The sequence below is a fragment of the Enterobacter cloacae complex sp. 2024EL-00711 genome (genome assembly GCF_047529885.1).
In the GTDB taxonomy this organism is placed as follows: domain Bacteria; phylum Pseudomonadota; class Gammaproteobacteria; order Enterobacterales; family Enterobacteriaceae; genus Enterobacter; species Enterobacter ludwigii.
This window is the reverse complement of the sequence record NZ_JBLIZC010000002.1, coordinates 15,008-40,039: the sequence shown is the minus strand read 5'-3', so window position 1 is coordinate 40,039 and position 25,032 is coordinate 15,008. Positions and strand designations below refer to the sequence as shown.

The following is a 25,032-nucleotide window of genomic DNA, read 5'->3' as shown; positions in this document are numbered from 1 at the left end:
CGCCCGGTGGCGCTACGCCTGCCGGGCCGACAGCATACCGGGGAAGGCTTGCCGCCCCGGCACTTAACCGCTAAGACTGACGAAACGCCACCAGCGTCACCACAATGCCCACAACCGCTGCAACCGCGCCCGCCAGGAAAACAGACGGATACCCGAACGATGTCGCTAACAGACCTGCCAGCGGCCCAGTTACCCCGTATGAGATATCCTGAAACGCCGCATAGCCGCCAAGCGCCGTGCCACGCACCTGTGGGGCGACACGTTTTACCACCTCCACGCCCAGCGCCGGGAAAATAAGCGAACATCCGCAGCCGGTCAATGCCGCGCCTAACAACGCTACGGACGCAACGGGTGCACTCCACAGTAACAGCAGACCCAGGGTTTCAATCACCAGTGATGCCACTGCAACCTTCACGCCACCAAAACGATCCGGCATCCAGCCGAACAGCACGCGCATTAAGACAAATGCGCCACCAAAGGCGGTCAGCGTAAAACCTGCCATCGCCCAGCCGCGGCTCACAAAGTAGAGCGAGACGAACGTACCAATTACCGCAAAACCGACGCCCTGCAGGGCCAGGCCAAGGCCCGGCTGCCAGATTTGACCCACCACGCTCCACAAAGACGGGCGCTCCCCTTTATGGGCAGGGACTTTACGCACCGGACCGTTGAATGCCCATGCCAGCAGCGGCAGCATCAGGGTGGTCGCTGCCAGCGCGGCAAAGCCAAAGTGGCTGTGGATAAGCAACCCGAGCGGGGCGCCTGCGGCAAGCGCGCCATAAATGGCCATGCCATTCCAGGACATGACTTTGCCGGAGCGTGCAGGCCCCACCAGTCCCATACCCCATGTCAGCGTACCGGTCAGGAGCTGGCTTTCACCAAAGCCCAGGATTAAACGCCCCACGATCAGCAGCGCAAATTTATACGCAGCGTCAACCGGCAGGAGAGCGGCCAGCAGCCATGCACCTCCCGCCAGACCACAGGCAAACATGCCCTGTAACGCCGAGCGTTTTGCCCCGTGCTGATCCGCCAGACGTCCGGCATAACCGCGGGTTAATACCGTAGCCAGGAACTGAATACCCACAGCGACGCCGACCATGGTGTTGCCATAGCCCAGCTCCTGATGAACAAACAGCGGGATCACCGGCAGCGGCAGGCCGACGGTCATATAGGTCAGGAACACCGCAAACGCGATGCGAAACAGCGAGACGTTCGCTGAAGAGGTTGTTTCTGTTTGAGTGACTGCAGTCATGCTTTACTCCGAAATGAAGAGTAAGGCGGGGAAAAACCACGACCCTCTTCCTGATAACCAGGATTTAGGTGCGTTGGTTGACGTTGAACGCTTACGCATTATCGTGAGGATAATGTTGAGGTAGGAAGTTTGCCTGCGAGATCAGCCGCTTGTCAATGCATAAAAAAGGAGCCGTCAGGCTCCCCTTTTGAATCAGTCAGAACTTATGCGTTGTACTTACGCATCACCAGCGTGGCGTTAGTACCGCCGAAACCGAAGCTGTTGGACATGACGGTAGTCAGTGTCGCTTCTTTTGGCTGGGTCACGATGTTCAGACCTGCGGCCTGCTCGTCCATCTCGTCAATGTTGATGCTTGGGGCGATAAAGCCATTTTCCAGCATCAGCAGAGAGTAGATCGCTTCCTGAACGCCAGCAGCACCCAGAGAGTGACCGGTCATGGCTTTGGTCGCAGAGATAGCCGGGCTGTTGTCACCGAACACTTCACGGATCGCACCCAACTCTTTCACGTCGCCTACCGGAGTAGAGGTACCGTGGGAGTTCAGGTAGTCGATTGGTGTGTCAACGCCGTGCATCGCCATCTTCATGCAGCGCACTGCGCCTTCACCGGATGGAGCCACCATGTCAGCGCCGTCAGACGTTGCACCGTAGCCCACGATCTCAGCGTAGATGTGCGCACCACGCGCCAGCGCGTGCTCCAGCTCTTCAACCACAACCATACCGCCGCCGCCTGCGATAACGAAACCGTCACGGTGCGCATCATAGGTACGGGATGCTTTATCCGGAGTTTCGTTATATTTGGTGGACAGTGCCCCCATTGCGTCGAATTCACAGGCCATTTCCCAGCCCAGTTCTTCGCCGCCGCCAGCAAACACGATGTCCTGTTTACCCAGTTGGATCTGCTCAACCGCATTACCGATGCAGTGTGCGGAGGTCGCACAGGCAGAGCTGATGGAGTAGTTAACGCCGTGGATTTTGAACGGGGTCGCCAGGCAAGCGGAAACCGCTGAACCCATAGCTTTAGTCACAACATAAGGACCTACCGCTTTCAGACCACGTGGGCTACGCATTGCGTCGGCACCAAAAACCTGCGCTTTAGATGAGCCACCGGAACCGGCGATCAGACCTACGCGTGGGTTGTTCTGGTAAACTTCCGCGCTCAGACCCGCATCCGCAATCGCTTCCTGCATGGAGAGATAAGCATAAATAGAGGCATCGTTCATGAAACGAACCACTTTACGGTCAATCAAACCGGTGGTGTCCAGTTTGACGTTACCCCATACGTGGCTACGCATACCTGAATCTTTAAACTCTTCAGAGAAAGTGATCCCGGAGCGTCCTTCACGCAGAGATGCCAGGACTTCCTGCTGGTTATTACCGATGCTGGAAACGATGCCCAGGCCAGTAATCACTGCACGTTTCATTCAATACCTCTGTAAGTCGCACTATATTAAGTTTCGAGTCGCACAATAGCGTACACTTGTACGCCGAACAAGTCCGATCAGACATTTTCTGCGGAAATTTGCACCGATGGACGCACATCGTTAAGATCGTGTCACTGCCTGTCAGACGAGTAACTTACGTGAAACAAAACGCTATACAACCCGCCAACCTCGAATTCAACGCTGAGGGTACACCTGTTTCCCGAGATTTTGATGACGTCTACTTTTCTAATGATAACGGACTGGAAGAAACCCGCTATGTTTTCCTTGACGGAAACCAGTTAAACGCCCGTTTCCCCACGCATCCGCGCAGTCTGTTCGTGGTCGCTGAGAGCGGGTTTGGTACCGGTCTGAATTTTCTCACCCTCTGGCAGATGTTCGATCAGTTTCACGCTGCTCACCCTGACGCTACACTGCAAAGATTACATTTCATCAGTTTTGAAAAATTTCCGCTCACCGCGCATGACCTTCGTCTCGCCCATCAGCACTGGCCGGAACTTGCGCCATGGGCGGAGCAGCTTCAGGCGCAGTGGCCGCCGCACCTCGGCGGCTGTCATCGTCTGCTGCTGGACGGCGGGCGCGTCACGCTGGATCTGTGGCTCGGCGACATCAATGAACTGACCGATAAGCTTGATGATTCAATGAATCAGAAAGTGGACGCATGGTTCCTTGATGGTTTTGCCCCCGCCAAGAATCCGGACATGTGGAGCCAGCATCTGTTTAACGCAATGGCACGCCTGGCGCGTCCTGGCGCAACGCTCGCGACCTTCACCTCGGCAGGCTTTGTCCGCCGCGGATTGCAGGAGGCCGGCTTTACCATGCAAAAGACCAAAGGTTTTGGTCGCAAGCGCGACATGCTGGTCGGAAGAATGGATCAGACGCTGGAGATCCCCGCTCAGACGCCCTGGTTTTCACGCAGCGCCAGCACTTCACGAGAGGTAGCAATTGTCGGCGGCGGGATTGCCAGCGCCCTGCTTTCGCTCGCGCTTTTACACCGTGGCTGGCAGGTAACGCTCTACTGCGCCGACGACGCGCCGGCAAAGGGCGCTTCCGGCAACCGCCAGGGGGCGCTCTACCCACTGTTAAGCGCTCACGATCCGGCGCTGAGCCAGTTTTTCCCGGCAGCCTTTACCTTTGCCCGGCGCCTGTATGATGCCCTGCCTGTGGCGTTTGACCACGACTGGTGTGGCGTTACGCAACTGGGCTGGGATGAGAAGAGCCAGCAAAAAATCGCGCACATGTTGTCGCTGGGTCTGCCGCTCGAAATTGCCCGGGCGGTGAATGCGCAGCAGATAACCGAAACCGCGGGCGTCGATACGGGCTGCGACGGTATCCACTATCCGCTCGGTGGCTGGCTGTGTCCGGCAGATCTGACCACGGCAGCCATTGCGCTGGCGCAGTCGCGCGGGTTGACGGTGCACTATGCCCGCCAGGTCGCCTCACTTCACCACACGGAGCACTGGAACCTGCATTTCACCACCGGCGAAGAGGCGCAGCATACCTGCGTAGTGCTGGCCAACGGTCACCCTATCAGCCAGTTCATCCAGACGGAAAAGCTGCCGCTTTACCCTGTCGGCGGCCAGGTCAGCCATATCCCCACCTCGCCAGCGCTGGAAAGACTGCAGCAGGTACTCTGCTACGACGGCTATCTGACGCCACAAAATCCGTCCAACGGCCACCACTGCATTGGTGCCAGCTACCATCGCGGTGAGACCGACATGCGCTACAGCGAAGACGATCAGCAGCAAAATCGCCAGCGCCTGCTCAACTGCTTCCCGCAGGCCGACTGGGCAAAAGAGGTGGATATCAGCGCCGGTGACGCGCGCTGTGGCGTACGCTGTGCCACCCGGGACCATCTGCCGATGGCGGGAAATGTGCCTGACTATGAAGCAACGCTTGAGGCCTATCAGGATCTTGCTGAAAACCGTGATACCGCGGTGAGTGCGCCAGTTTATCCGCAGCTGTTTATGCTCGGGGGACTCGGTTCACGGGGATTATGCTCAGCGCCGTTGCTGGCCGAAGTGCTGGCGGCACAGATGAGTGATGAGCCCGTTCCGCTGGACAGCGTTACGCTTGCGGGGCTCAATCCCAACCGTTTGTGGGTACGGAAGTTACTGAAAGGAAAAAGGGTGAAGTAACGTGCGGGCCGATGTCCTCCCTCTCCCACCGGGAGAGGGAGGAAAAATGACTACCTGGCTTTTGCCTGCTGGAACAGGGTGTCCCACATACCCAGCACTAATGACTGGTCACGCGGAGAGAGTTCCCCTGCCTGGATCGCTTTCTCCAGGCTGCGGCTCACTTCGTCATGAATGGCCTCGGCAGAGTGATCGTCCCCTGCTTCCAGCTCAGCGACAGCCAGCGTCAGGTGACCACGCAGATAACCGCTGGCGAACAGCTCATCATCACTGGCGTGTTCCACCATGTCATCAATTAACGCCAGAATGCGTGATTCAAATTCTGCGATCATCTTCTTTCCTCTGTTAAAGATCTTCCGGCCAAGGGAAGCATTCCGCCGTGATCTCCGGCGTGTGGTAATAATTCTGTAAGGCCTCGATCAGACGTGCCGGACGTTCCGGGATGCCTTTCTCAAGGTACTCCATCACCTGCGCATGAACGCGGCGCTGGAAGACAATACGGTCTGGCTCGACCTCTCCTTCGAGGTTGTCACAACTGACGTTGAACGGGAAACCTGCCGCCACACAGAATAACCATTCCAGCGCCTGCGGTTTCACCTCCACATCTTCAAACTGGCTCTGCGTGGCGGCGTCACGGCCGTCCGGACAATACCAGTAGCCGAAGTCCACCTGCTCACGACGCGCTTTCCCCGCTATACACCAGTGCGAAATCTCGTGTAACCCGCTGGCGTAAAAGCCGTGCGCGAACACGATACGGTTATACGGCACGTCCGCATCAGCAGGAAGATAGATCGGTTCGTCGTCGCCTTTAATCAGACGGGTATTAAAATCATCAGCAAAACAGCCATCAAAAATCTCAATCAGCTGTTCGTATTTATGCGTTGTGTTCATTAATTCATTCCCAGCCAGGTGAGGATCTCTTGTCCATGGCTGTCATAAAGCAGTTTGGCACTCATGACCGCTGAGACGACAACAATCATCGGGCGAATGAGCTTCTGTCCTTTGCTTAATACCAGACGCGAGCCCGCACGTGCGCCTAAAAACTGCCCTGCCATCATCACAAACCCGGTTGCCCAGATAACTTTTCCACCAATGATAAACAGCAGCAGGCCGCCGACGTTTGACGTCGCATTGAGCACTTTGGCGTGGGCGGTGGATTTAGCGAGGTTAAAGCCGGCCAGCGTCACGAACGCAAGGGCATAGAACGAGCCTGCTCCGGGGCCAAAGAAGCCATCGTAAAACCCGACGCAGCCACCCGCGATAAGAGCGAACGGCAGGCCATGCAGACGTCGCTGCCGGTCTTCTTCCCCGAGCTTTGGCATCAACAAAAAGTAGAGACCGATGCAGATAACCAGAATGGGGAGGATCTGGCGCAGAATATCGGACTGTACATGCTGAACCAGCAGTGCACCCGAGGTCGAGCCAATAAAGGTCATCAGAATATTGAGCTTCTGGTCAGCCAGACTGACGACCTTACGGCGAATAAAATAGAGCGACGCGGAGAGCGAGCCGCCGCACGCCTGAAGCTTGTTAGTGGCGAGCGCCTGTGCCGGGCTCATGCCCGCGGCCAGCAGCGCCGGTACGGTTAACAAACCACCGCCGCCCGCCAGAGCATCAATAAACCCGGCCAGCATCGCCACAAAGAAAAGCACCACCAGCAGAAGCGGCGACACCATAAACAGTTCGACGAAATTATCCATTAAAGTACATGCTCATCCAGTAGCGCCTGGCAGGAAGGCGGCAACGGAGGCGGTGTCTTCTTCTCAGGCTTAGAGGTTCCAGGTTTTGCCGGCTCAAACCAGCTCTGCAGTTCCGCACCACAGCCATCGCCTGGCGGGGGTAACGGCTGATCTTCACATTCCAGGCTGTTTGCCGGGCAGCGCAGACGAACGTGCATATGTGCACGATGCTGGAACCACGGACGCACTTTACGCAGCCAGTCGCGATCGGTGCCGGCATCCAGGCAGAGCTGCTGCTTGATGGCCGGGTTCACGAAAATCCGCGTGACATCGTTATCTTTCGCCGCCAGCTTAATCATGCTGAAGACGTCCTGCGTCCACAACGATGGCACGACGTTTTTACCGTCGCGCGCCACCAGATCCAGCGCCTGCGGTTTCAGCAACTGGGCTGAACTCCAGCGCGCTTTCGGCAGTTGCAGGAAGATATCGACATCGAGACCGGTCTGGTGACTGGCGTGTCCGCCGTTGAACCGACCGCCGGCAGGCATCCCCATATCGCCAATCAGCATCGTGCCCAGCCCCAGGTTATGCACCTGGTTTCCCAGACGCTGGATAAACAGCACCAGGTCCGGATGGCCAAAATAACGACGCTGGTCGGTACGCATCACCTGATAGGTATCGGACTGCAGCGGAAGTTCCTGTGCCCCAACGATACAGCCGTTCGAGAACGCGCCAATTGACTGCGCGCTGCCCGCCACAGGATGGGTAATTTTCTGCCATGGCGTCGCGGCCAGACTGGCTCCACTGGCAAGCAGTGCCAGCAGAGCAATGACGGTTTTTTTCATGTTTACCAGCGTGGAATGGTGGTCGTCACATCCGCATTCTGCGCGCGCTGGCGCAGGAAGTGATCCATCAGTACGATCGCCAGCATCGCTTCTGCGATCGGCACCGCACGGATCCCCACACAGGGATCGTGACGTCCTTTAGTGATCATCTCAACTTCTTCGCCAGAGCGGTTAATCGTGTGGCCTGGCACGGTAATGCTGGAGGTCGGTTTCAGCGCAATATTGGCAATAATCTGCTGACCACTGCTGATACCGCCGAGGATGCCGCCCGCGTGGTTGCTCTGGAAACCGTCTTTGGTGATTTCGTCGCGGTTCTGGCTGCCGCGCAGCGCAACGACGTCAAAACCGTCGCCAATTTCTACGCCCTTCACCGCGTTGATGCTCATCAGCGCGTGAGCGATGTCCGCATCCAGACGGTCAAATACCGGTTCACCCCAGCCTGGCGGTACGCCATCAGCCACGACGGTGACTTTGGCACCAATGGAGTCGCCCTCTTTTTTCAGGCCACGCATCAGTTCGTCCAGCGCTTCCAGCTTATCTGCATCGGCACAGAAGAACGGATTTTGCTCGACCAAATCCCAGTCTTTGATAGCCAGTGGAATATCGCCCATCTGGGTCAGACAGCCGCGGATCACAATGCCAAATTTCTGCTGCAGGTATTTTTTGGCGATAGCCCCTGCCGCAACGCGCATCGCGGTTTCACGGGCAGACGAACGTCCGCCGCCGCGATAATCACGGAAGCCATACTTTTGTTCGTAGGTGTAATCGGCGTGTCCGGGACGGAACACATCTTTGATGGCGCCGTAATCCTGCGAACGCTGATCGGTATTTTCAATCAGCAACCCGATGCTGGTGCCGGTGGTGCGGCCTTCGAAAACGCCGGAAAGAATTTTGACCTGGTCCGGCTCGCGACGCTGCGTGGTGTAGCGAGAAGTCCCCGGACGACGACGGTCGAGGTCGTGCTGTAAATCAGCTTCGGTCAGTTCGATGCCTGGCGGTACGCCGTCAACGATACAGCCCAGTGCCAGCCCGTGCGATTCACCAAAGGTGGTCACCCGGAATAATTGTCCAATACTGTTTCCTGCCATCACGGCTCCGATGTCGTTATTTGTGTTTGAGCGTTGTGAAACGGGCCGAAGCCCGCTGGATTAATCTTTGTAAATGCTGAAGTATTCGCGCGCGTCAAGCAGTTGCGCTTTGGTCAGCATAAAGACGCCGTCACCGCCGTTATCGAACTCAAGCCAGGTGAACGGCACATCCGGGTACTGCTCTATCAGATGTACCATGCTGTTGCCCACTTCACAAATCAGAACACCGTCGTCGGTCAGATAATCCGGCGCGCAGGCCAGAATACGACGGGTAAGCTTCAGGCCATCAGAGCCTGACGCCAGACCCAGCTCCGGCTCGTGGCGATATTCGTTTGGCAGATCGGACATGTCTTCCGCATCTACATACGGCGGGTTGGTGACGATCAGATCGTACTGCAGCGTTGGCAGATCGCGGAACAGATCGGAGCGGATTGGCGTAACGTGATGGATCAGACCGTGCTCTTCAATATTGTGCTCGGTCACAGCCAGCGCATCGGTGGAGATATCCACGGCATCCACTTCCGCTTCCGGGAAGGCGTACGCACAGGCAATCGCGATACAGCCGCTGCCGGTACACATATCAAGGATATGCTCTGGCTGATGGTTAATCAGGCCTTCAAAGTGGTTGTTGATCAGTTCGCCAATCGGCGAGCGCGGCACCAGAACGCGTTCATCAACATAGAACTCGTGACCACAGAACCAGGCTTTGTTGGTCAGATAGGCAACTGGAATGCGCTCGTTAACGCGGCGGATAACACGCTCCACGATACGGTGCTTTTCGCTGGAGGTCAGGCGTGCGGTACGCATGTCTTCCGGAATATCGAGCGGCAGGTAGAGGGACGGCAGCACCAGCTGAACGGCCTCATCCCACGGGTTATCGGTACCGTGCCCGTACCAGATATTGGCGGCGCTGAAGCGGCTAACCGACCAGCGCAACATGTCCTGTATGGTATGCAGCTCGTTTACTGCTTCATCGACAAAAATTTTATCCACTCTTTCCTCCAGGGCATGCTCGCATAATTTTCGGCGGCTAGTTTGCCATGAAGACGGCGATAAATCAGCAATGACGCGTCGCGCTTGAGGTTAAAAAATGCGTTTAGTCGGGTACACTGTCGGAAATACGAGATGAGAATGACCCATGAAAAAGAAAACATCCCTTAGCGAGGAGGATCAGGCGCTCTTCCGTCAGCTGATGACCGGGACGCGTCAAATCAAGCAGGACATCATTGTCCACCGTCCGATGCGCAAAAAAATCACGGAAGTCCCGGTCAAGCGATTGCTCCAGGAGCAGGCGGATAATAGCCACTATTTTTCAGATGAATTTCAGCCGCTGCTCAATACGCAGGGCGCGGTGAAGTACGTACGGGAAGATGTCAGCCACTTTGAGCTGAAAAAATTACGCCGGGGGGATTACTCGCCCGAACTGTTTCTTGATCTGCACGGTTTGACGCAGATGCAGGCGAAGCAGGAGCTGGGCGCGTTAATTGCCGCCTGTCGTCGCGAACATGTTTTCTGCGCCTGCGTGATGCATGGCCACGGCAAACATATCCTGAAGCAACAAACACCCCTGTGGCTGGCTCAGCATCCCCACGTGATGGCGTTTCATCAGGCACCCAAAGAGTACGGCGGAGATGCCGCATTACTGGTGTTGATTGAAGTAGAAGAGTGGCAGCCGCCAGAATTACCCTGACAGGACGGCGGGAGGCATGTTCTGCTCCCCGCCATATCGCACGTCACATCAGATAGCTTTTGCCATCTTCAGATTGCACGGACTCATTTGCCAGTTGAAGACCCCTTTGCCCGTTTCGTCGAGAGCGACGTTGGCAATGGCGGAAGTCGTGAACATCGGCGGCGTCTCGCCCGGGCACAGCTCAGATACCAGATAGCCAACCAGTGGCAGGTGGGAAATGACCAGCGCGGAAGCGACACCTTCATTGCACAGCGCCTGAAGATAAGCGCTGACAAGGCCGACATCACCGCACGGGGTGAGTTCCGGGAGAACATCCACACTGGCTGGCAGGTTCATACACTCCCCCACCACTTCCAGCGTCTGTTCTGCACGCAGGAACGGACTCACCAGAACGCGTTCGATGTCCACTTTTTGACCTTTAAGCCAGGTCGCCATCAGACGAGATTCGTCGCAGCCACAGACGGTCAAAGGACGTACTGAGTCACTGGCGGCATCGAGTGCCGCGTCGCCGTGACGCATGATAAAAACTTGCATATTGCACCGCTTTTGTTAACCAGAATCACCGGCGTTGACTACCCGCGATTACCGCTCCGAGGTAGAAAACCCGATGGTCGGGCATTGTGCCTGATCCATTCGGTGAATGAAACGCTGTTTTTTACCTCAATGGCGTAAGTATAGTCAATCTCTGTTTACAAAATCGCCAAAACAGGTTCATACACTTCAGGATTTACCCTTTTTTGACCTCAACTTACGAGGACAGTTTCCCTTGAAGGCCAAAATGTCTGGCCCCGTTCCGCCATCTGCAATAATTCGTCACACGGTGTAAACCGCGGACCGTATTGCGAGGCCAGACGTTGCAGGATTGCAACCACTTCACCCGCACCGAGAGTGTCCATGTAACGGAACGGGCCGCCGAGGAACGGCGGGAAACCAATGCCAAATACCGCACCGATGTCACCATCGCGCGCGCTTTTAATCACCTGCTCACCAAAGCAGCGTGCCGCTTCATTAAGCATCATCATCACACACCGTTCAGCACACTGAACGGGTGACAGTTTTCCCTGACCGGTTGTCGGAATAAGCCCATAAACCGAAGGGTCGACCTGTTTCTTGCTTTTACGCCCTTTCGCGCCGTAAAGATAGAAACCGCGTTCATTTTTTCTGCCTTTGCGATCGTCCTTCAAAATTGCAGAAACAATGTTTGCAGGCGGGCTAAAACGATCTCCATAAGCATCTTCCAGCACAGGTATAATTTTAGTGCCGGTGTCGATTCCCACCTCATCCAAAAGTTGGATTGGGCCAACGGGGAACCCAAACTTCACCAGCGCCTCGTCGACGTGTTCGATCTTCTCCCCTTCCGTCAGCAGCCGCATCGCTTCATTTATATAAGGCGCCAGAATGCGGTTAACGTAAAAGCCGGCTTTGTCCGCCACCACTATCGGTGTCTTACCCTGCATTTTGGCCAGTTTAACCACGGTAGCAACGGTTTGCGGGCTGGTACTGGCGTGTGGGATAACCTCCACCAGCGGCATTTTTTCAACCGGACTGAAATAGTGCAGGCCAATCACCTGCTCCGGACGCTGGGCTCTGGCCGCAATATCGCCAATGGGCAATGACGAGGTGTTCGACGCAAAAATGGTATGGGGTGCGCAATGTTGCTCAACGTCAGCCACCATCTGCTGCTTAAGCGCCAGGTCTTCAAACACCGCTTCAATCACCAGATCGCGATGGGCAAAACCGCTGTAATCTGTCGTGCCGGAGATCAGTGCCAGGGTTTTATCACGCTCATTGGCCTTGATATGGCGGCGTTTAACCTTTTGATCAAGGTTCTGCCAGCTGTACTGCAGCGCGTGATTGATTCCTTTCGCATTGATGTCTTTGATACGTACAGGCAATTTGCCTTTGCTGGCGGTAACAAAAGATATTCCGCCCCCCATCAGCCCACCACCCAGTACGCCAATGGCATGCAGCGGTGCAGGTTGCGCCTCGCTGCCGGGGTCTTTTTTTACCTCTGTACTGGCAAAAAAGATGTTACGCAGCGCCTGAGACTGCGGCGTCATCGCCAGCTCGCCAAAGGCTTTTGCTTCTGCGGCATAGCCGCTGCTGCTGCCCTGAGATAACCCCACTTCAATAACCTCAAGGATACGTTTCGCCGCCGGGTAGTTACCTTTGGTTTTTTGTTCGGTTTTCTTGCCCGCCATGCTGAACAGGAGTGTGCGGCCCAGTGGCCCGGCCAGCACGCGCTCACGCACCGGCAGAGGACGTTTTGCCTGCCGTCCTTTGAGCGCCAGTTCAACCGCCGCCTCAAGCAAAATGGCGTGAGGAACCACCTCGTCGACCAGGCCGGCTTTCAGCGCCTGACGGGCACGCAGTTGTTTGCCGGTTAATATCATTTCCAGCGCAGTGCTGACCCCAACCAGACGCGGCAGACGCTGCGTCCCGCCGGAGCCTGGCAGGAGGCCTAACTGTACTTCAGGCAGGCCCAGAACGGTTTTCGCATCGTCGGTACAAATGCGGCTGTGACAGGCCAACGCCAGCTCCAGCCCACCGCCCAGACAGGCACCGTGGATCGCCGCGATGACCGGGATAGACAGCGCATGGATCTCCGCCATGACCTGTTGCCCCTGACGCGCCAGCTCTTCGGCTTCCTGAGCGTTTTGCGCCCTGGCAATCATGTTGATATCGGCTCCGGCAATAAAGTTGTCCGGTTTCGCTGAGATAAACACCAGGCCGCGAATCGCTTTGTTCTCGCGGATCTGCTTTAGCATCGCGCGCACCTGAACGCCGAACTCGGCTTTCAGGGTGTTCATCTTCTCGTTGGGAACATCGATAGTAATAACGGCGACGTTATCGAGGCGTACCGTCAGATTAAATGCAGATGGCATATCCATTATTCAGCCTCCAGAACCATTGCCGCGCCCAGACCACCCGCTGCGCAGGCAGTTACGAGACCAAAACCACCGCCCCGGCGGCGTAACTCATGTAATGTCTGGGTGATCATCCTCGCTCCCGTCGCCGCAAATGGATGACCGTAGGCGATGGAGCCACCCAGGACATTAAATTTGCTCTGATCCACTTCGCCAGTGGCATGGGCTCGGCCAAGGACATCGCGCGCGAAACGTTCACTCGCCAGCAGTTGTATGTTTGCCAGGGTTTGTGCAGCAAAGGCTTCGTGCATATCAATGAGGGTTAAATCCGCGAGGGTCAGTCCCGCGCGTTCCAGCGCCAGCGGTGTGGACCACGCCGGCCCTAACAACATGTCCTGCCACACATCTATCGCTGTGAAGGCGTAGCTGCGCAGGTAGCCCAGCGGTTTTATGCCCAGCTCTTTGGCACGGGATTCCGTCATCAGGATCACTGCGGCGGCACCGTCCGTCAGCGGAGTACTGTTGGCAGCCGTGACGGTACCGTGTTTGCGGTCAAATGCCGGACGGAGCCTGGCGTAATCCGCCATCGTCGAGCTGCCGCGAATATTGTTATCTTCTGAGAGCGGTTCACGGTATGGCGGGATGTACGCCGTCATGACTTCATCAGCCAGTTTGCCTTCCGACCAGGCTTTCGCCGCCAGCTGATGTGAGCGATGAGCCAGCGCATCCTGCTGCTCACGGGTGATCCCGTAAGTTTTTGCCATCTGCTCGGCGGTATCGCCCATTCTCAGACCGGTGGAATACTCCGCCACTGCGGGCGGTACAGGCATAAGGTCACGCAGGCGTAAGCGTGAGAAAAGTTTGAGTTTCTGACCGACGGTACGGGCTTTGTTGGCGTCAACCAGGATCCGGGCCAGCTTTTTACTGACCCCAATCGGCAGAACCGAAGAGGAGTCCGCCCCGCCGGCGATCCCAGCGCGAATGGTACCTGCCATCAGGCTTTCAGCCACGTTAGCCACCGCCTGGAAACTGGTAGCACATGCCCGGCTGACGCTGTAAGCATCAGTGTGGACGTTCATCCCCGTACCGAGGACGATTTCGCGCGCAATATTGGGTGCTTCAGGCATCTGCACAACCTGGCCAAAAACCAGCTGCTCGATGACCTCAGGCGGAATTTCGCTGCGAGCCAGCATCTCCCCCACCACCATTTTCCCCAGATCGACAGCCGGTATGCCATGAAACGCTGTCGCCTGACGTGCAAATGGCGTACGTAATCCACTGACAATGGCAATGCGATCGCCCTGACGGGTAATAAGCGGTAACGCCTGACTCATAACCTTCCCCTGTAAAATTTTTTACTCAAACATAAAGTGGTCTGACCTGATAACAGTCTTAACCATTTTTTTACATTCAGCCAATCAGGGAAACGAAAAAGTGCGAGCTAAGGCACAGAGAAGAAAAAGAAAATGCCTCTGCGAAAATGAAAGCAAAACGGTAACCCGAAGGTTACCGTTTTAGTGTGCACCCTCTACTGTGAGAGAGGGGCCAGGATGAGGGCATTACGCCGTTGAGGTTAGCGCAGACCCAGCTGGAAAATCAGCGTTTCCGCCTCGCAGGCGAACACAAAGTCGATATCCAGCTTCACACCGCCGTCCACGTCAGTAAAGGTGGATTTGATTTCGCACGGATCGGATTCGACCTCACGTGCACGTTTGCTCAGCGCGGCCAGGGTTTCTTCCGCTTCGGCGCGGTTGCTGAATACACGGCTGTAAGAGGCGGTGCAATCGGAGTTGTCCATGATGGTACCAACATCCATACAGCAGCAAACCGGGGTTTCATCAGCACTGCATTTACTCATAGCTCAATTTCCTCTGTATTCGCGCAAGGCGCGAGATAAACACGATGCTGCTATTTTACGCCCCGGGGCTGGCTCTCTCCAGCCGTTAATGGCGCAAAAGCGGATAAGTGACCAATATCACACTAAAAAATGATCTAGAACAAAAATCACCCTTTCAGACGATTCGCAATGGTCACAATTTTGCCAACCAGATCTCGTTTCAAGAAACATGTTTGAAAATATTAATAAACAAACTTGCAACATTCTGGCTGGTCAGACCTATACTCTCGCCACTGGTCTGATTTGTATGTCATACCTCAGACCCTACACTTCGCGCTCCTGTTACGGTATGTAACAATTATTGAATAAAAATAACTCAATGAGGTTATGGTCATGAGCCAGAAAACCCTGTTCAAAAAGACTGCGCTGGCAGTCGCAGTGGCAATCGTCTCTACGTCCGCCTGGTCCGCGGGCTTTCAGTTAAACGAATTTTCTTCCTCTGGCCTTGGCCGTGCGTATTCCGGGGAAGGCGCAATTGCTGATGATGCGGGTAACGCGAGTCGTAACCCTGCACTGATCATGATGTTTGATCGTCCGACCTTCTCTGCTGGTGCAATCTTTGTTGATCCGGGTGTTGATATCTCGGGCCGCTCGCCAACAGGCGCCAGCCTGAAGGCAGATAACATCGCGCCAACAGCCTGGGTGCCAAACCTCCACTTCGTTGCGCCAATTAATGACCAGTTCGGCTGGGGCGCTTCCGTGACGTCTAACTACGGTCTGGCTACCGAGTTTAATAATAACTACGCCGCAGGGGCGTATGGCGGTAAAACCGACCTTGAAACCCTGAACCTGAACCTGAGCGGTGCTTACCGTCTGGACAACCACTGGAGCTTCGGCGTCGGCTTTGATGCGGTTTATGCTAAAGCGAAGATCGAGCGCTACGCGGGTGACCTGGGTAAAGTCGTTGCTGGCTCAGGCGCTCTGCCACCAATTCCGGGTCTGGCACAGCAGGTTGCAGGTATTCCGGCAGATACCCAAATTGCTTACCTTAAGGGTGACGAATGGGGCTTCGGCTGGAACGCCGGTATCCTTTATGAAATCGATAAAAATAACCGCTACGGTTTAACCTACCGTTCCGAAGTGAAAATTGACTTCGATGGCGATTATAAGAGCAGCCTGCCTTCAGCCTATAACCAGATTCTGGGTAGCTTCGGCCTGCCAATGGGCACCGACGGCCGTACCACTGGCGGTTCTCTGAGCCTGCACTTGCCAGAAATGTGGGAACTGTCGGGTTATAACAAAGTGGCGCCGCAGTGGGCGGTTCACTATAGCCTGACCTACACCAGCTGGAGCCAGTTCCAGGAGCTGAAAGCGACCAACAGCAATGGTGACACGCTCTTCTATAAAGATGAAAGCTTCCGTGATGCCTACCGTATCGCGCTGGGTACCACCTACTATATGGATGACAACTGGACATTCCGTACCGGTATTGCCTTCGATGATAGTCCGGTACCGGCTGACAAGCGTTCCATCTCCATTCCGGACCAGGACCGCTTCTGGCTGAGCGCAGGTGCAACCTATGCCTTCAATAAAGATGCTTCTATCGATGCGGGCATCTCTTACATGCACGGTCAAAAAGTTAACTTTAAGGAGGGGCCGTATGAGTTCTCTTCTGAAGGTAAAGCCTGGCTGTATGGCATGAACTTCAACTACGCGTTCTAATCGCGCAGGGATTAAAAAAGGTGAGCATGGCTCACCTTTTTTCTTTATTCCGAGTCGATATCTTTTAATTCGTTCTCGATTGCTTTCGCGTTCGGATTCTCTTCCGGCTTCAGCTTGCCGCCATTGGCAATAAAGTCGTGATTCTGGAAGTAAGCTTCGCGGACCATAATATACGGGTCAGAAGACTGACGCAGCAGACCGTCCGAATCAAGCAGTTGCGCACGCGTCTCGATCCCTTCCACCGTCCATTTCCCTACCGACAGCGGCCAGGTCAGCCACGACAGAACCGGATACAGCGTATCCACCATGTCGCCGCCGTCATCACGTACCGTGAAACTGCCGTAGAATGGCAGATGAACATACGGACCATAACCCACGCCATAATGCCCCATCGTACTGCCGAAACGGTGCGGCTGCTCACGCTGAAGTTTCGGGTTCGCCATACCGGCAACATCGATGAAGCCCCCCATCCCCAGCAATGAGTTCAGGAAGAAGCGGGTAAAGTGCACCATACCCTGATACGGATCGCCCTGCAGGAAGTAGTTCACCATCACCGCAGGTTCTTCCAGGTTACTGGTGAAGTTACTCAACCCGTTACGCGCAGGTTGTGGAACATAATCACGCCATGCAACTGCCACCGGGCGAACCACATACGGGTCCAGCACGTTGTAGTTGAAGCTGTACATTGAGCGGTTAAATCCTTCGAGAGGATCGGAGCGTCCCGTTTGCTCTCCAGAGCTGGCGCAGCCCACAAGCATCGTCGCGCCCAGCGCAAGCGCCGACAGCCGAAGTTTCATAAATATCTCCCTGTTCAGTATGGCTATCGTTGATTGCCATCCGTAACGGAGCATGGGTTGCTCCGCCTGTAAACGTGCAAGTGATTGTAACAGCACGTTTACCGATGTCTACGAGCACAATTACGGGCAGTAACCACCGTCACTCTGATCTCAGCATAGCCTGGCTTTTGGAATTCGTTTCGCTGGCAATTTTATAATGTCTTTTAATGAGATGTATCGCCTTTGTTGCCATTGCCGCCAATTTAAGAGCATCCCCACGGGCATTTCATTAAAAGCCGCTACGCTTTATAGAAAGATCATCGTGTTGGAGTGGCTATGAAAGAAGTGGGCGAAAAAAAAATTGGCGAGAGTAATGAGGAAATTGAAATTGAAAGCGAGGAAAAAGAGCGCGGTGAGGAGATAGAAATCAATGAAGATCGCCTTCCTTCCCGTGCGATGGCGATCCATGAACATATCCGACAGGATGGCGAAAAAGAGATGGAGCGTGATGCCATGGCTCTGTTTTGGTCGGCCATCGCGGCAGGCTTGTCGATGGGCGCCTCACTCCTCGCCAAGGGCATATTCCATGTGCAACTGGAAGGGGTACCCGGTGGGTTTTTACTTGAAAATCTCGGCTACACCTTTGGCTTTGTGATTGTCATTATGGCGCGCCAGCAGCTGTTTACTGAAAACACCGTTACCGCCGTTCTCCCGGTGATGCAAAACCCTACCCTCGGTAATTTCGGTTTACTGATGCGTTTATGGAGCGTGGTGCTGCTGGGGAATATCATCGGTACAGGCGTGGCGGCATGGGCATTTGAATATATGCCGATATTCGATGAGCCCACCCGGGATGCCTTCGTGAAAATCGGTATGGACGTAATGAAAAACACGCCGTTCGAAATGTTCTCGAATGCCATCATCTCCGGCTGGATAATCGCGACCATGGTGTGGATGTTTCCTTCCGCGGGCAGTGCCAAAATTGTCGTGATCGTATTAATGACCTGGCTGATAGCGCTGGCTGACACCACGCACATCGTGGTCGGAACTGTTGAAATCCTCTATCTGGTCTTTAATGGTACGCTTCACTGGAGCGATTTTTTCTGGCCGTTCGCCCTGCCGACGCTGGCAGGCAATATCTGCGGCGGAACGTTTATCTTCGCACTGTTAAGCCATGCGCAAATCCGTAACGACATGTCTAATAAACGCAAGGCCGAACAGAAAGCGCGGGAAAACGATGATAAATCTGCAAAAAAATCGACCTGAATGGTGACTCTTTGAGCAGTCAGGCGGCGATGAGCTTAACGCAAAGTGTAAATGAGGCTATACTCGTGCCGCCTTGTCCCCTTAGTTAAATGGATATAACGAGCCCCTCCTAAGGGCTAGTTGCAGGTTCGATTCCTGCAGGGGACACCATGCTCTCATCGGCGCGCCGATACATCGGAACAAGGCGAGTGGTTCCGGTAAGATTATCAAATACCTGTTTTTCCGCAGTGATAATTCTCATTCCGGCCTTTCTCAGACGCGACACCTCAGCAGCAATCCGCTGGATCCCAAACCAGAACAGCGCATCGAGTGCGGTTACCTCCAGACCACTTAACAGAGCGCGCTTCAGACGTTCCGTGGGGGGCTTAATTTCTTTGGCTATCTGCAGAAAAGGTTCCGCGGTCAATTGTGTCGCTTCCGTTCGCCGTATACGTGTGGACAGATGATATTGAAAAACGTCAGGTACACCGCTCAAATCGGACTTCACGCTCCAGACACAGCCAAACCGCTTCCCGTTAAAAATGACATTCTTCTGGCTGAGCTGCAGTTCATCACGCAACCCGGCAATTAACTGAGGTGTCCGCACGAGCAGCAGGCGGAAAGGCAGCTCAAAGCTGGTAACGTAATCGACATTGGTCAGGGCAATACGCAGACGCGCCTCGGCCCCGGCCTGGATCGCCTTGCACTCGCTTAAAACGTCGGCCCACTGACGGGTAAGACGCGGAGGTTCATTCGCCTCGGTAAATCTGTATTTTTCAATCTGATAATCGATTTGCTCTGTCACCCGCTTTTCCCTGTCAGTCACGTTTTAGCCGCTAAAGAGAATTTAGCAGCACAGGTTATTATGCTCCAGAGGTGATGTGCAGTGATTGAACCCTCATTTATACGGGTTATGTTATTCCATATTACAATTCCACTGCTTTACTCCACAGGCCCTCTTCTCTTTAGGCAACCATCATGAAACAAATCACGCTCTCCGATTTGAAGCAACAAAGTGAAGCGGCGGCTAACGCCCCGCGTTTACGCGCACATCGTAACTTTCATCCTGAACTGAGCGACCCGGTTCAGCGGCTGGCCATCGCGATGGAACCAGGCACCTATGTTCGCCCTCATCGTCATCCGCATACCTTTGAGCTGTTACTTCCCCTTCGCGGGCGTTTTGTCGTGCTGAATTTTGACGACCAGGGCGTCGTCACCCGTCGCGTCGTATTAGGTGAAGCGTGTATGGCGCTGGAGATGGAGGCGGGAACCTGGCATGCCGTGCTGTCACTGGATCACGGCGGCGTTATTTTTGAAGTTAAACACGGTGGCTATCAACCGGTGGCTGATGAGGATTTCGTTACCTGGGCCCCCGCCGAAGGAGAGGCCGGTACAGCCGCGCTGATGGCATGGTATAAACACGTACAGCCTGGCGATGCGGCCTGGAAAGCATAACGACTGCTTTCAAAATATCCAAACAGATGCCGTCGCGCATCTGTTCTGGTTTATAAAAACAGAAAAATCAAAGACCTTTCGAATTGCCGCTTTTTTAATCAAGAACGAGTAATAGCACATACCGTATAAAGGGTGCTACATTATACCGCCCACCCAACGTCAGCAATGGCCAGGCAACGCCGTAAAGATCGGTAAAGCCTGCAACCATGACCTTGTACTACGGTCTAACAGGTACGTGGTTACGCAATGCGTGACTTTCACCGACTTTATATAGGTTCCCATTATTTTGTCACAATCCAAATTCAAACGCGCGTTCCTGCACCCGCGTTACTGGTTCACATGGTTTGGTCTTGGCGTGCTCTGGTTACTGGTTCAGCTTCCTTATCCCGTAATCCGCATTCTGGGCTCCAGGCTTGGCAGCGCATCGCGCCACTTCCTTAAACGTCGTGAGTCTATTGCGCGTAAAAATCTCGAACTTTGCTTTCCACAGTACAATGCGGAACAGCGCGAAAAACTGATTGCTGAAAACTTTAAATCTATCGGCATGGCTCTGCTTGAAACCGGTATGGCATGGTTCTGGTCTGATGAACGTGTTCGTAAATGGTTTGATGTGGAAGGCCTGGATAACCTGAAACGTGCCCAGTTGCAAAACCGCGGCGTGATGGTGGTTGGCGTTCACTTTATGTCTCTGGAACTGGGGGGGCGCGTCATGGGGCTTTGCCAGCCGATGATGGCAACCTACCGTCCGCACAACAGCGCCGTGATGGAATGGGTGCAGACACGTGGTCGTATGCGCTCGAATAAGGCGATGATCAGCCGTAACAACCTGCGCGGCATGGTTGGCGCACTGAAAAAAGGTGAGGCCGTCTGGTTCGCACCGGACCAGGATTATGGGCGTAAAGGCAGTAGCTTCGCTCCGTTCTTTGCGGTGAAAGATGTCGCCACGACCAATGGTACCTTTGTGATTTCACGTCTTTCCGGTGCATCCATGTTGACCGTCACGATGGTCAGAAAAGCGGATAAATCAGGCTATCGCCTGCATATCTCCCCTGAGATGGCTAACTATCCGGAAAACGAAGGCGAAGCCGCTACGTTCATCAATAAAGTTATCGAAATGGAAATCATGCGTGCGCCTGAGCAATATCTCTGGATGCATCGCCGTTTCAAAACACGCCCTCTTGGCGAAGCCTCGCTGTATATCTAAATTCCAGAAGGTTAGTTTCGTTAAGAAACTAACCTTTTCAATGACCTGTAATCACGCTGTGTACTGTCTTTCTTTGCGTCGCTCAAAGTGAATTTATTGCGTTCTGAAATCAAACTGTCGCCGTTCCACGACACCCGTAAGTGACGGAAATTATTTAAAAAAATCCCTCTTGTCACCCCCCATTTTTAGGCGTACATTAGCGCCGTCTGGCAACAGGAAAGCACAGAATTCTGAGCGGGAGTCGGCGGTATTACGGGAAAAATCTTATTTCCGCTATAAGCCAACTTCAGCTCTCTATAATCAGGTGGACTCTGTTTTTAAATGCGTACCACAAGATACGCGGAGCGATGAAACGTGAAATATTTCTTTATGGGCATTTCGGTGATTGTTTTAGTCTGGGCCGGAACGTTTGCCCTGATGATCTAGTGAAGAACATGCAGTCAAAAAAACAGGAGCCGATGGCTCCTGTTTTTTTATGTCATGATGACGCGTGAGGTTCGGTGACGCTTTTCGATGAGAGAAGTCCGTCGGCGCGGAACATACTCTTGATGCCCCTCACCGCCTGGCGGATGCGGTCACTGTTTTCAATCAGAGCGAATCGCACATGGGTGTCGCCATAATCACCAAAGCCAATGCCCGGCGAGACACATACCTTCGCATCCTGCAGCAACTTTTTGGCAAACTCCAGCGATCCCATTGCCGCATACGGCTCCGGAATTTTAGCCCAGACGTACATGGACGCTTTCGGCATGTCCACCATCCAGCCCGCTTCATGCAACCCTTTGACCAGCACATCACGGCGACGCTTATACTGCGCAGCAATCTCATGCACACACTGCTGATCGCCTTCAAGTGCTGCAATAGCCGCGACCTGAAGCGGGGTAAAGGTACCGTAGTCGTGATAACTCTTGATGCGCGCCAGGGCATTCACCAGCGTCTTGTTGCCCACCATAAAGCCGATGCGCCAGCCAGCCATGTTGTAGCTTTTCGACAGCGTAAAGAACTCAACCGCCACATCGCGTGCGCCAGGAACCTGCATAATCGAAGGGGCTTTCCAGCCGTCATAGACAATATCGGCATAGGCTAAATCATGCACCACCAGCACGTCGTAACGTTTAGCCAGGGCGACCACTTTTTCAAAGAAATCGAGCTCTACGCACTGCGCCGTCGGGTTCGACGGAAAACCGAGGATCATCATCTTAGGTTTCGGATAGCTTTCGCGAATCGCACGTTCCAGTTCGTTAAAGAAATCGACCCCTTCCACCAGTGGTACGGAGCGAACCTGCGCTCCGGCAATCACTGCGCCATAGATGTGAATCGGGTAGCTCGGATTGGGCACCAGTACGGTATCACCATGATCCAGAGTCGCCAGCATCAGGTGCGCCAGACCCTCTTTTGAGCCGATGGTGACAATCGCCTCGCTTTCAGGGTCGATATCGACCTGGTAGCGATCCTGATACCAGCGAGAAATTGCACGACGTAATCGAGGAATACCGCGAGAGGTGGAGTAGCCGTGCGTATCCGGACGCTGAGCAACCGTACATAACTTCTCAACAATATGCGGCGGTGTTGGGCCGTCAGGGTTACCCATGCTGAAATCAATAATGTCTTCGCCGCGCCGACGCGCAGCCATTTTCAGTTCAGCAGTGATGTTGAATACATAAGGGGGGAGACGATCGATACGCGTAAAACGGCGTTCAGGACTGAATTCAGCCATAGATTCCTCAGATTAACGTTAGCGCCCGGACCGTCCGAGCGACGCTGCCACCGATGTGGCATGTTTAGAAAATAACCTGAAAAAAATCATGCTGTCGAGAGGGAAATAAAAAAAAAGAGTGCGCGCTAAAATCGGAACCCTGCTGCATTGAAAAGCGGAAGCGTCCGAAGTGACAGCCTCTTTCTGATATCTGTTGTGTAACACGATGATATCAAAACCGTTACCTGCTCATACGTTATCACAAAAAAATCGGGAAACTTCAGCCCTCTCCTGATAATCCCCTTTGCAAAACAGGGTTTTTCCCCATTTGATAAACCTGACGGATAGCTGGTCAATACGCGCCAGGTTTTTTATCATGGTTCTTTCCCGTTTTCCCTGGTCTACTCGTGCACGAAATATTCAATATGCTGCTGGCGGTTTTTGACCGTGCGGCATTAATGCTGATTTGCCTGTTTTTCCTCATCCGCATTCGCCTGTTCCGCGAGCTTTTGCACAAGTCTGCGCACTCGCCAAAAGAGCTGCTGGCCGTCACCGCGATCTTCTCGCTGTTCGCGTTGTTCAGCACCTGGTCAGGCGTGCCGGTCGAGGGATCGCTGGTTAACGTGCGTATCATTGCCGTCATGTCCGGCGGGATTTTGTTTGGTCCGTGGGTCGGCGTCATCACCGGACTGATTGCCGGTACGCACCGTTACCTGATTGATATCGGTGGCGTGACGGCAATTCCCTGTTTTATTACCAGTATTATCGCCGGGGTACTGTCAGGATGGATTAACCGCAAGATCCCAAAAAAGCAGCGCTGGCGCGCCGGGATCATCGCCGGCATGGTGTGCGAAACGCTGACCATGATCCTGGTGGTGGTGTGGGCCCCCACTATCGCACTGGGGCTGGATATCGTTTCGAAAATCGGTATTCCCATGATCCTCGGCAGCGTCTGCATCGGTTTTATCGTGCTGCTGGTACAAAGCGTTGAGGGAGAAAAAGAGGCCAGTGCCGCGCGTCAGGCGAAGCTGGCGCTGGATATCGCCAACAAAACGCTGCCACTCTTCCGCCATGTGAACGCGGAGTCGTTACGTCAGGTCTGCGATATAATCCGCCGCGATATTCATGCCGATGCGGTCGCCATTACCAATAACGACCACGTACTGGCTTACGTCGGCGTCGGGGAACACAATTACCGCGATAATGACGATACCATTAGCCCCACCACCCGACAGGCGATCAACTACGGTAAAATCATCATTAAGAACAATGATGAAGCTCACCGAACGCCGGAAATCCACTCCATGCTGGTGATTCCGCTGTGGGAAAAAGGCGTGGTAACGGGCACACTAAAAATCTACTACTGCCACGCGCACCAGATCACCTCCACGCTTCAGGAGATGGCCATCGGCCTGTCGCAAATTATCTCTACCCAGCTGGAAGTTTCCCGTGCAGAACAGCTGCGCGAGATGGCAAATAAGGCAGAACTGCGCGCGCTTCAGAGCAAAATCAATCCTCATTTTCTGTTTAACGCGCTGAACGCCATCTCGTCCTCCATCCGGATGAATCCGGACACCGCGCGTCAGCTTATATTCAATCTGTCGCGCTACCTGCGCTACAACATTGAACTGAACGATGATGAGCAGATCGACATCAAAAAAGAGCTGTATCAGATCAAGGACTATATCGCGATTGAGCAGGCCCGTTTTGGTGACAAGCTCACGGTGATTTACGATATCGATGAAGAGGTCAACTGTGTGATCCCAAGCCTGCTGATCCAGCCGCTGGTGGAAAACGCGATTGTTCACGGCATTCAGCCGTGTAAAGGTAAAGGCGTGGTCACCATCAGCGTAACCGAAAGCGGTAACCGCGTGCGCATTGCCGTGCGCGATACCGGCCACGGTATTGATCCAAAAGTCATTGAGCGCGTGGAGTCTAACGAAATGCCGGGCAATAAAATTGGACTGCTGAACGTGCACCATCGGGTCAAGCTGTTGTTCGGCGACGGACTGCACATTCACCGTCTCGAACCCGGCACCGAAATTGCTTTTTACGTCCCGAATGAACGCTCCCCCGTTCATGCGGCGACATCACTGTTGCCATAG

General features: G+C 54.3%; 23 protein-coding genes and 1 tRNA gene. 9 read left to right on the top strand and 15 right to left on the bottom strand.

Annotated elements, in window-relative coordinates:
- Nucleotides 1–70 precede the first annotated feature (70 nt).
- Together ACMVME_RS06605 and fabB are read right to left on the bottom strand one after the other, a co-directional pair.
- Nucleotides 71–1,249, bottom strand: a complete 1,179-nt coding sequence (locus ACMVME_RS06605; RefSeq protein ID WP_020883117.1) for an MFS transporter — start codon at nucleotides 1,247–1,249, stop codon at nucleotides 71–73.
- Between the two features lie 203 nt (nucleotides 1,250–1,452).
- A complete protein-coding gene (gene fabB, locus ACMVME_RS06600; protein ID WP_014171039.1) occupies nucleotides 1,453–2,670 on the bottom strand; it encodes a beta-ketoacyl-ACP synthase I in 1,218 nt (405 codons plus the stop codon).
- Between the two features lie 158 nt (nucleotides 2,671–2,828).
- Between fabB and mnmC the strand changes: the two genes are divergently transcribed.
- Nucleotides 2,829–4,826 carry a bifunctional tRNA (5-methylaminomethyl-2-thiouridine)(34)-methyltransferase MnmD/FAD-dependent 5-carboxymethylaminomethyl-2-thiouridine(34) oxidoreductase MnmC gene (mnmC, locus tag ACMVME_RS06595; protein ID WP_068794842.1) on the top strand — a complete coding sequence of 666 codons (1,998 nt, stop codon included), beginning with the start codon at nucleotides 2,829–2,831 and terminating at the stop codon, nucleotides 4,824–4,826.
- 50 nt (nucleotides 4,827–4,876) lie between these two features.
- Here the strand turns inward: mnmC and ACMVME_RS06590 are convergent, their stop codons facing one another.
- The 6 genes from ACMVME_RS06590 to prmB are packed head-to-tail and all read right to left on the bottom strand — an operon-like array spanning nucleotide 4,877 to nucleotide 9,428.
- Complete coding sequence (locus tag ACMVME_RS06590; RefSeq protein WP_020883115.1) at nucleotides 4,877–5,155, bottom strand: YfcL family protein; 279 nt, start codon at nucleotides 5,153–5,155, stop codon at nucleotides 4,877–4,879.
- A gap of 13 nt (nucleotides 5,156–5,168) precedes the next feature.
- Nucleotides 5,169–5,714: an elongation factor P hydroxylase gene (locus ACMVME_RS06585; protein WP_020883114.1), complete on the bottom strand. Its 546-nt coding sequence runs from the start codon at nucleotides 5,712–5,714 to the stop codon at nucleotides 5,169–5,171.
- Nucleotides 5,714–6,523: a sulfite exporter TauE/SafE family protein gene (locus ACMVME_RS06580; RefSeq protein WP_014171043.1), complete on the bottom strand. Its 810-nt coding sequence runs from the start codon at nucleotides 6,521–6,523 to the stop codon at nucleotides 5,714–5,716. The genes ACMVME_RS06585 and ACMVME_RS06580 overlap by 1 nt, the downstream gene beginning before the upstream one ends.
- Nucleotides 6,523–7,347: a penicillin-insensitive murein endopeptidase gene (mepA, locus tag ACMVME_RS06575; protein ID WP_014171044.1), complete on the bottom strand. Its 825-nt coding sequence runs from the start codon at nucleotides 7,345–7,347 to the stop codon at nucleotides 6,523–6,525. Before mepA ends, ACMVME_RS06580 begins: the two co-directional genes overlap by 1 nt.
- A gap of 2 nt (nucleotides 7,348–7,349) precedes the next feature.
- A complete protein-coding gene (gene aroC / locus ACMVME_RS06570) occupies nucleotides 7,350–8,435 on the bottom strand; it encodes a chorismate synthase (RefSeq protein WP_025203566.1) in 1,086 nt (361 codons plus the stop codon).
- Nucleotides 8,436–8,495: 60 nt separating this feature from the next.
- Nucleotides 8,496–9,428, bottom strand: coding sequence for a 50S ribosomal protein L3 N(5)-glutamine methyltransferase (gene prmB / locus ACMVME_RS06565; protein ID WP_014171046.1), 933 nt, complete (start codon nucleotides 9,426–9,428; stop codon nucleotides 8,496–8,498).
- A gap of 145 nt (nucleotides 9,429–9,573) precedes the next feature.
- Between prmB and smrB the strand changes: the two genes are divergently transcribed.
- Complete coding sequence (smrB, locus tag ACMVME_RS06560; protein WP_014171047.1) at nucleotides 9,574–10,125, top strand: endonuclease SmrB; 552 nt, start codon at nucleotides 9,574–9,576, stop codon at nucleotides 10,123–10,125.
- A 48-nt stretch (nucleotides 10,126–10,173) separates the two neighbouring features.
- Here smrB and sixA read toward each other — a convergent pair whose 3' ends face one another.
- The 4 genes from sixA to ACMVME_RS06540 all read right to left on the bottom strand — a co-directional run bounded on the left by sixA (nucleotide 10,174) and on the right by ACMVME_RS06540 (nucleotide 14,850).
- Entirely contained in the window at nucleotides 10,174–10,659 is a 486-nt protein-coding gene (gene sixA / locus ACMVME_RS06555; RefSeq protein ID WP_014171048.1) for a phosphohistidine phosphatase SixA, read from the bottom strand.
- A gap of 209 nt (nucleotides 10,660–10,868) precedes the next feature.
- Entirely contained in the window at nucleotides 10,869–13,016 is a 2,148-nt protein-coding gene (fadJ, locus tag ACMVME_RS06550; RefSeq protein ID WP_020883111.1) for a fatty acid oxidation complex subunit alpha FadJ, read from the bottom strand.
- Nucleotides 13,016–14,326 carry an acetyl-CoA C-acyltransferase FadI gene (gene fadI / locus ACMVME_RS06545; RefSeq protein WP_032678623.1) on the bottom strand — a complete coding sequence of 437 codons (1,311 nt, stop codon included), beginning with the start codon at nucleotides 14,324–14,326 and terminating at the stop codon, nucleotides 13,016–13,018. The genes fadJ and fadI overlap by 1 nt, the downstream gene beginning before the upstream one ends.
- Nucleotides 14,327–14,565: 239 nt before the next feature.
- On the bottom strand, nucleotides 14,566–14,850 hold the full coding sequence (locus tag ACMVME_RS06540) for a YfcZ/YiiS family protein (protein ID WP_014171053.1): 285 nt from the start codon (nucleotides 14,848–14,850) through the stop codon (nucleotides 14,566–14,568).
- 372 nt (nucleotides 14,851–15,222) lie between these two features.
- Here ACMVME_RS06540 and fadL point away from each other — a divergent pair, with 372 nt between their 5' ends.
- A complete protein-coding gene (gene fadL / locus ACMVME_RS06535) occupies nucleotides 15,223–16,551 on the top strand; it encodes a long-chain fatty acid transporter FadL (RefSeq protein WP_020883109.1) in 1,329 nt (442 codons plus the stop codon).
- A gap of 44 nt (nucleotides 16,552–16,595) precedes the next feature.
- Here the strand turns inward: fadL and mlaA are convergent, their stop codons facing one another.
- The gene (mlaA, locus tag ACMVME_RS06530) at nucleotides 16,596–17,348 is read right to left on the bottom strand and encodes a phospholipid-binding lipoprotein MlaA (protein ID WP_020883108.1); all 753 of its coding nucleotides are present in this window, start codon (nucleotides 17,346–17,348) and stop codon (nucleotides 16,596–16,598) included.
- A 315-nt stretch (nucleotides 17,349–17,663) separates the two neighbouring features.
- Here mlaA and ACMVME_RS06525 point away from each other — a divergent pair, with 315 nt between their 5' ends.
- Both ACMVME_RS06525 and ACMVME_RS06520 read left to right on the top strand, forming a co-directional pair.
- Nucleotides 17,664–18,593, top strand: a complete 930-nt coding sequence (locus ACMVME_RS06525; protein ID WP_068794843.1) for a formate/nitrite transporter family protein — start codon at nucleotides 17,664–17,666, stop codon at nucleotides 18,591–18,593.
- A 75-nt stretch (nucleotides 18,594–18,668) separates the two neighbouring features.
- Nucleotides 18,669–18,743, top strand: a tRNA-Arg gene (locus tag ACMVME_RS06520).
- Here the strand turns inward: ACMVME_RS06520 and ACMVME_RS06515 are convergent.
- Complete coding sequence (locus tag ACMVME_RS06515) at nucleotides 18,703–19,377, bottom strand: helix-turn-helix domain-containing protein (protein WP_074439234.1); 675 nt, start codon at nucleotides 19,375–19,377, stop codon at nucleotides 18,703–18,705. The two genes, ACMVME_RS06520 and ACMVME_RS06515, sit on opposite strands and share 41 nt — an antisense overlap.
- Before the next feature lie 173 nt (nucleotides 19,378–19,550).
- Between ACMVME_RS06515 and ACMVME_RS06510 the strand changes: the two genes are divergently transcribed.
- The 3 genes from ACMVME_RS06510 to ypdK all read left to right on the top strand — a co-directional run bounded on the left by ACMVME_RS06510 (nucleotide 19,551) and on the right by ypdK (nucleotide 21,657).
- The gene (locus tag ACMVME_RS06510) at nucleotides 19,551–20,027 is read left to right on the top strand and encodes a WbuC family cupin fold metalloprotein (protein WP_068794844.1); all 477 of its coding nucleotides are present in this window, start codon (nucleotides 19,551–19,553) and stop codon (nucleotides 20,025–20,027) included.
- Nucleotides 20,028–20,310: 283 nt separating this feature from the next.
- The gene (gene lpxP / locus ACMVME_RS06505) at nucleotides 20,311–21,231 is read left to right on the top strand and encodes a kdo(2)-lipid IV(A) palmitoleoyltransferase (RefSeq protein ID WP_025203512.1); all 921 of its coding nucleotides are present in this window, start codon (nucleotides 20,311–20,313) and stop codon (nucleotides 21,229–21,231) included.
- Nucleotides 21,232–21,585: 354 nt separating this feature from the next.
- Nucleotides 21,586–21,657 carry a membrane protein YpdK gene (gene ypdK / locus ACMVME_RS06500; protein WP_099458937.1) on the top strand — a complete coding sequence of 24 codons (72 nt, stop codon included), beginning with the start codon at nucleotides 21,586–21,588 and terminating at the stop codon, nucleotides 21,655–21,657.
- A 52-nt stretch (nucleotides 21,658–21,709) separates the two neighbouring features.
- Here ypdK and alaC read toward each other — a convergent pair whose 3' ends face one another.
- Nucleotides 21,710–22,948, bottom strand: coding sequence for an alanine transaminase (gene alaC / locus ACMVME_RS06495; RefSeq protein WP_014171059.1), 1,239 nt, complete (start codon nucleotides 22,946–22,948; stop codon nucleotides 21,710–21,712).
- 386 nt (nucleotides 22,949–23,334) lie between these two features.
- Here alaC and ACMVME_RS06490 point away from each other — a divergent pair, with 386 nt between their 5' ends.
- Nucleotides 23,335–25,032: a sensor histidine kinase gene (locus tag ACMVME_RS06490; RefSeq protein WP_025203510.1), complete on the top strand. Its 1,698-nt coding sequence runs from the start codon at nucleotides 23,335–23,337 to the stop codon at nucleotides 25,030–25,032.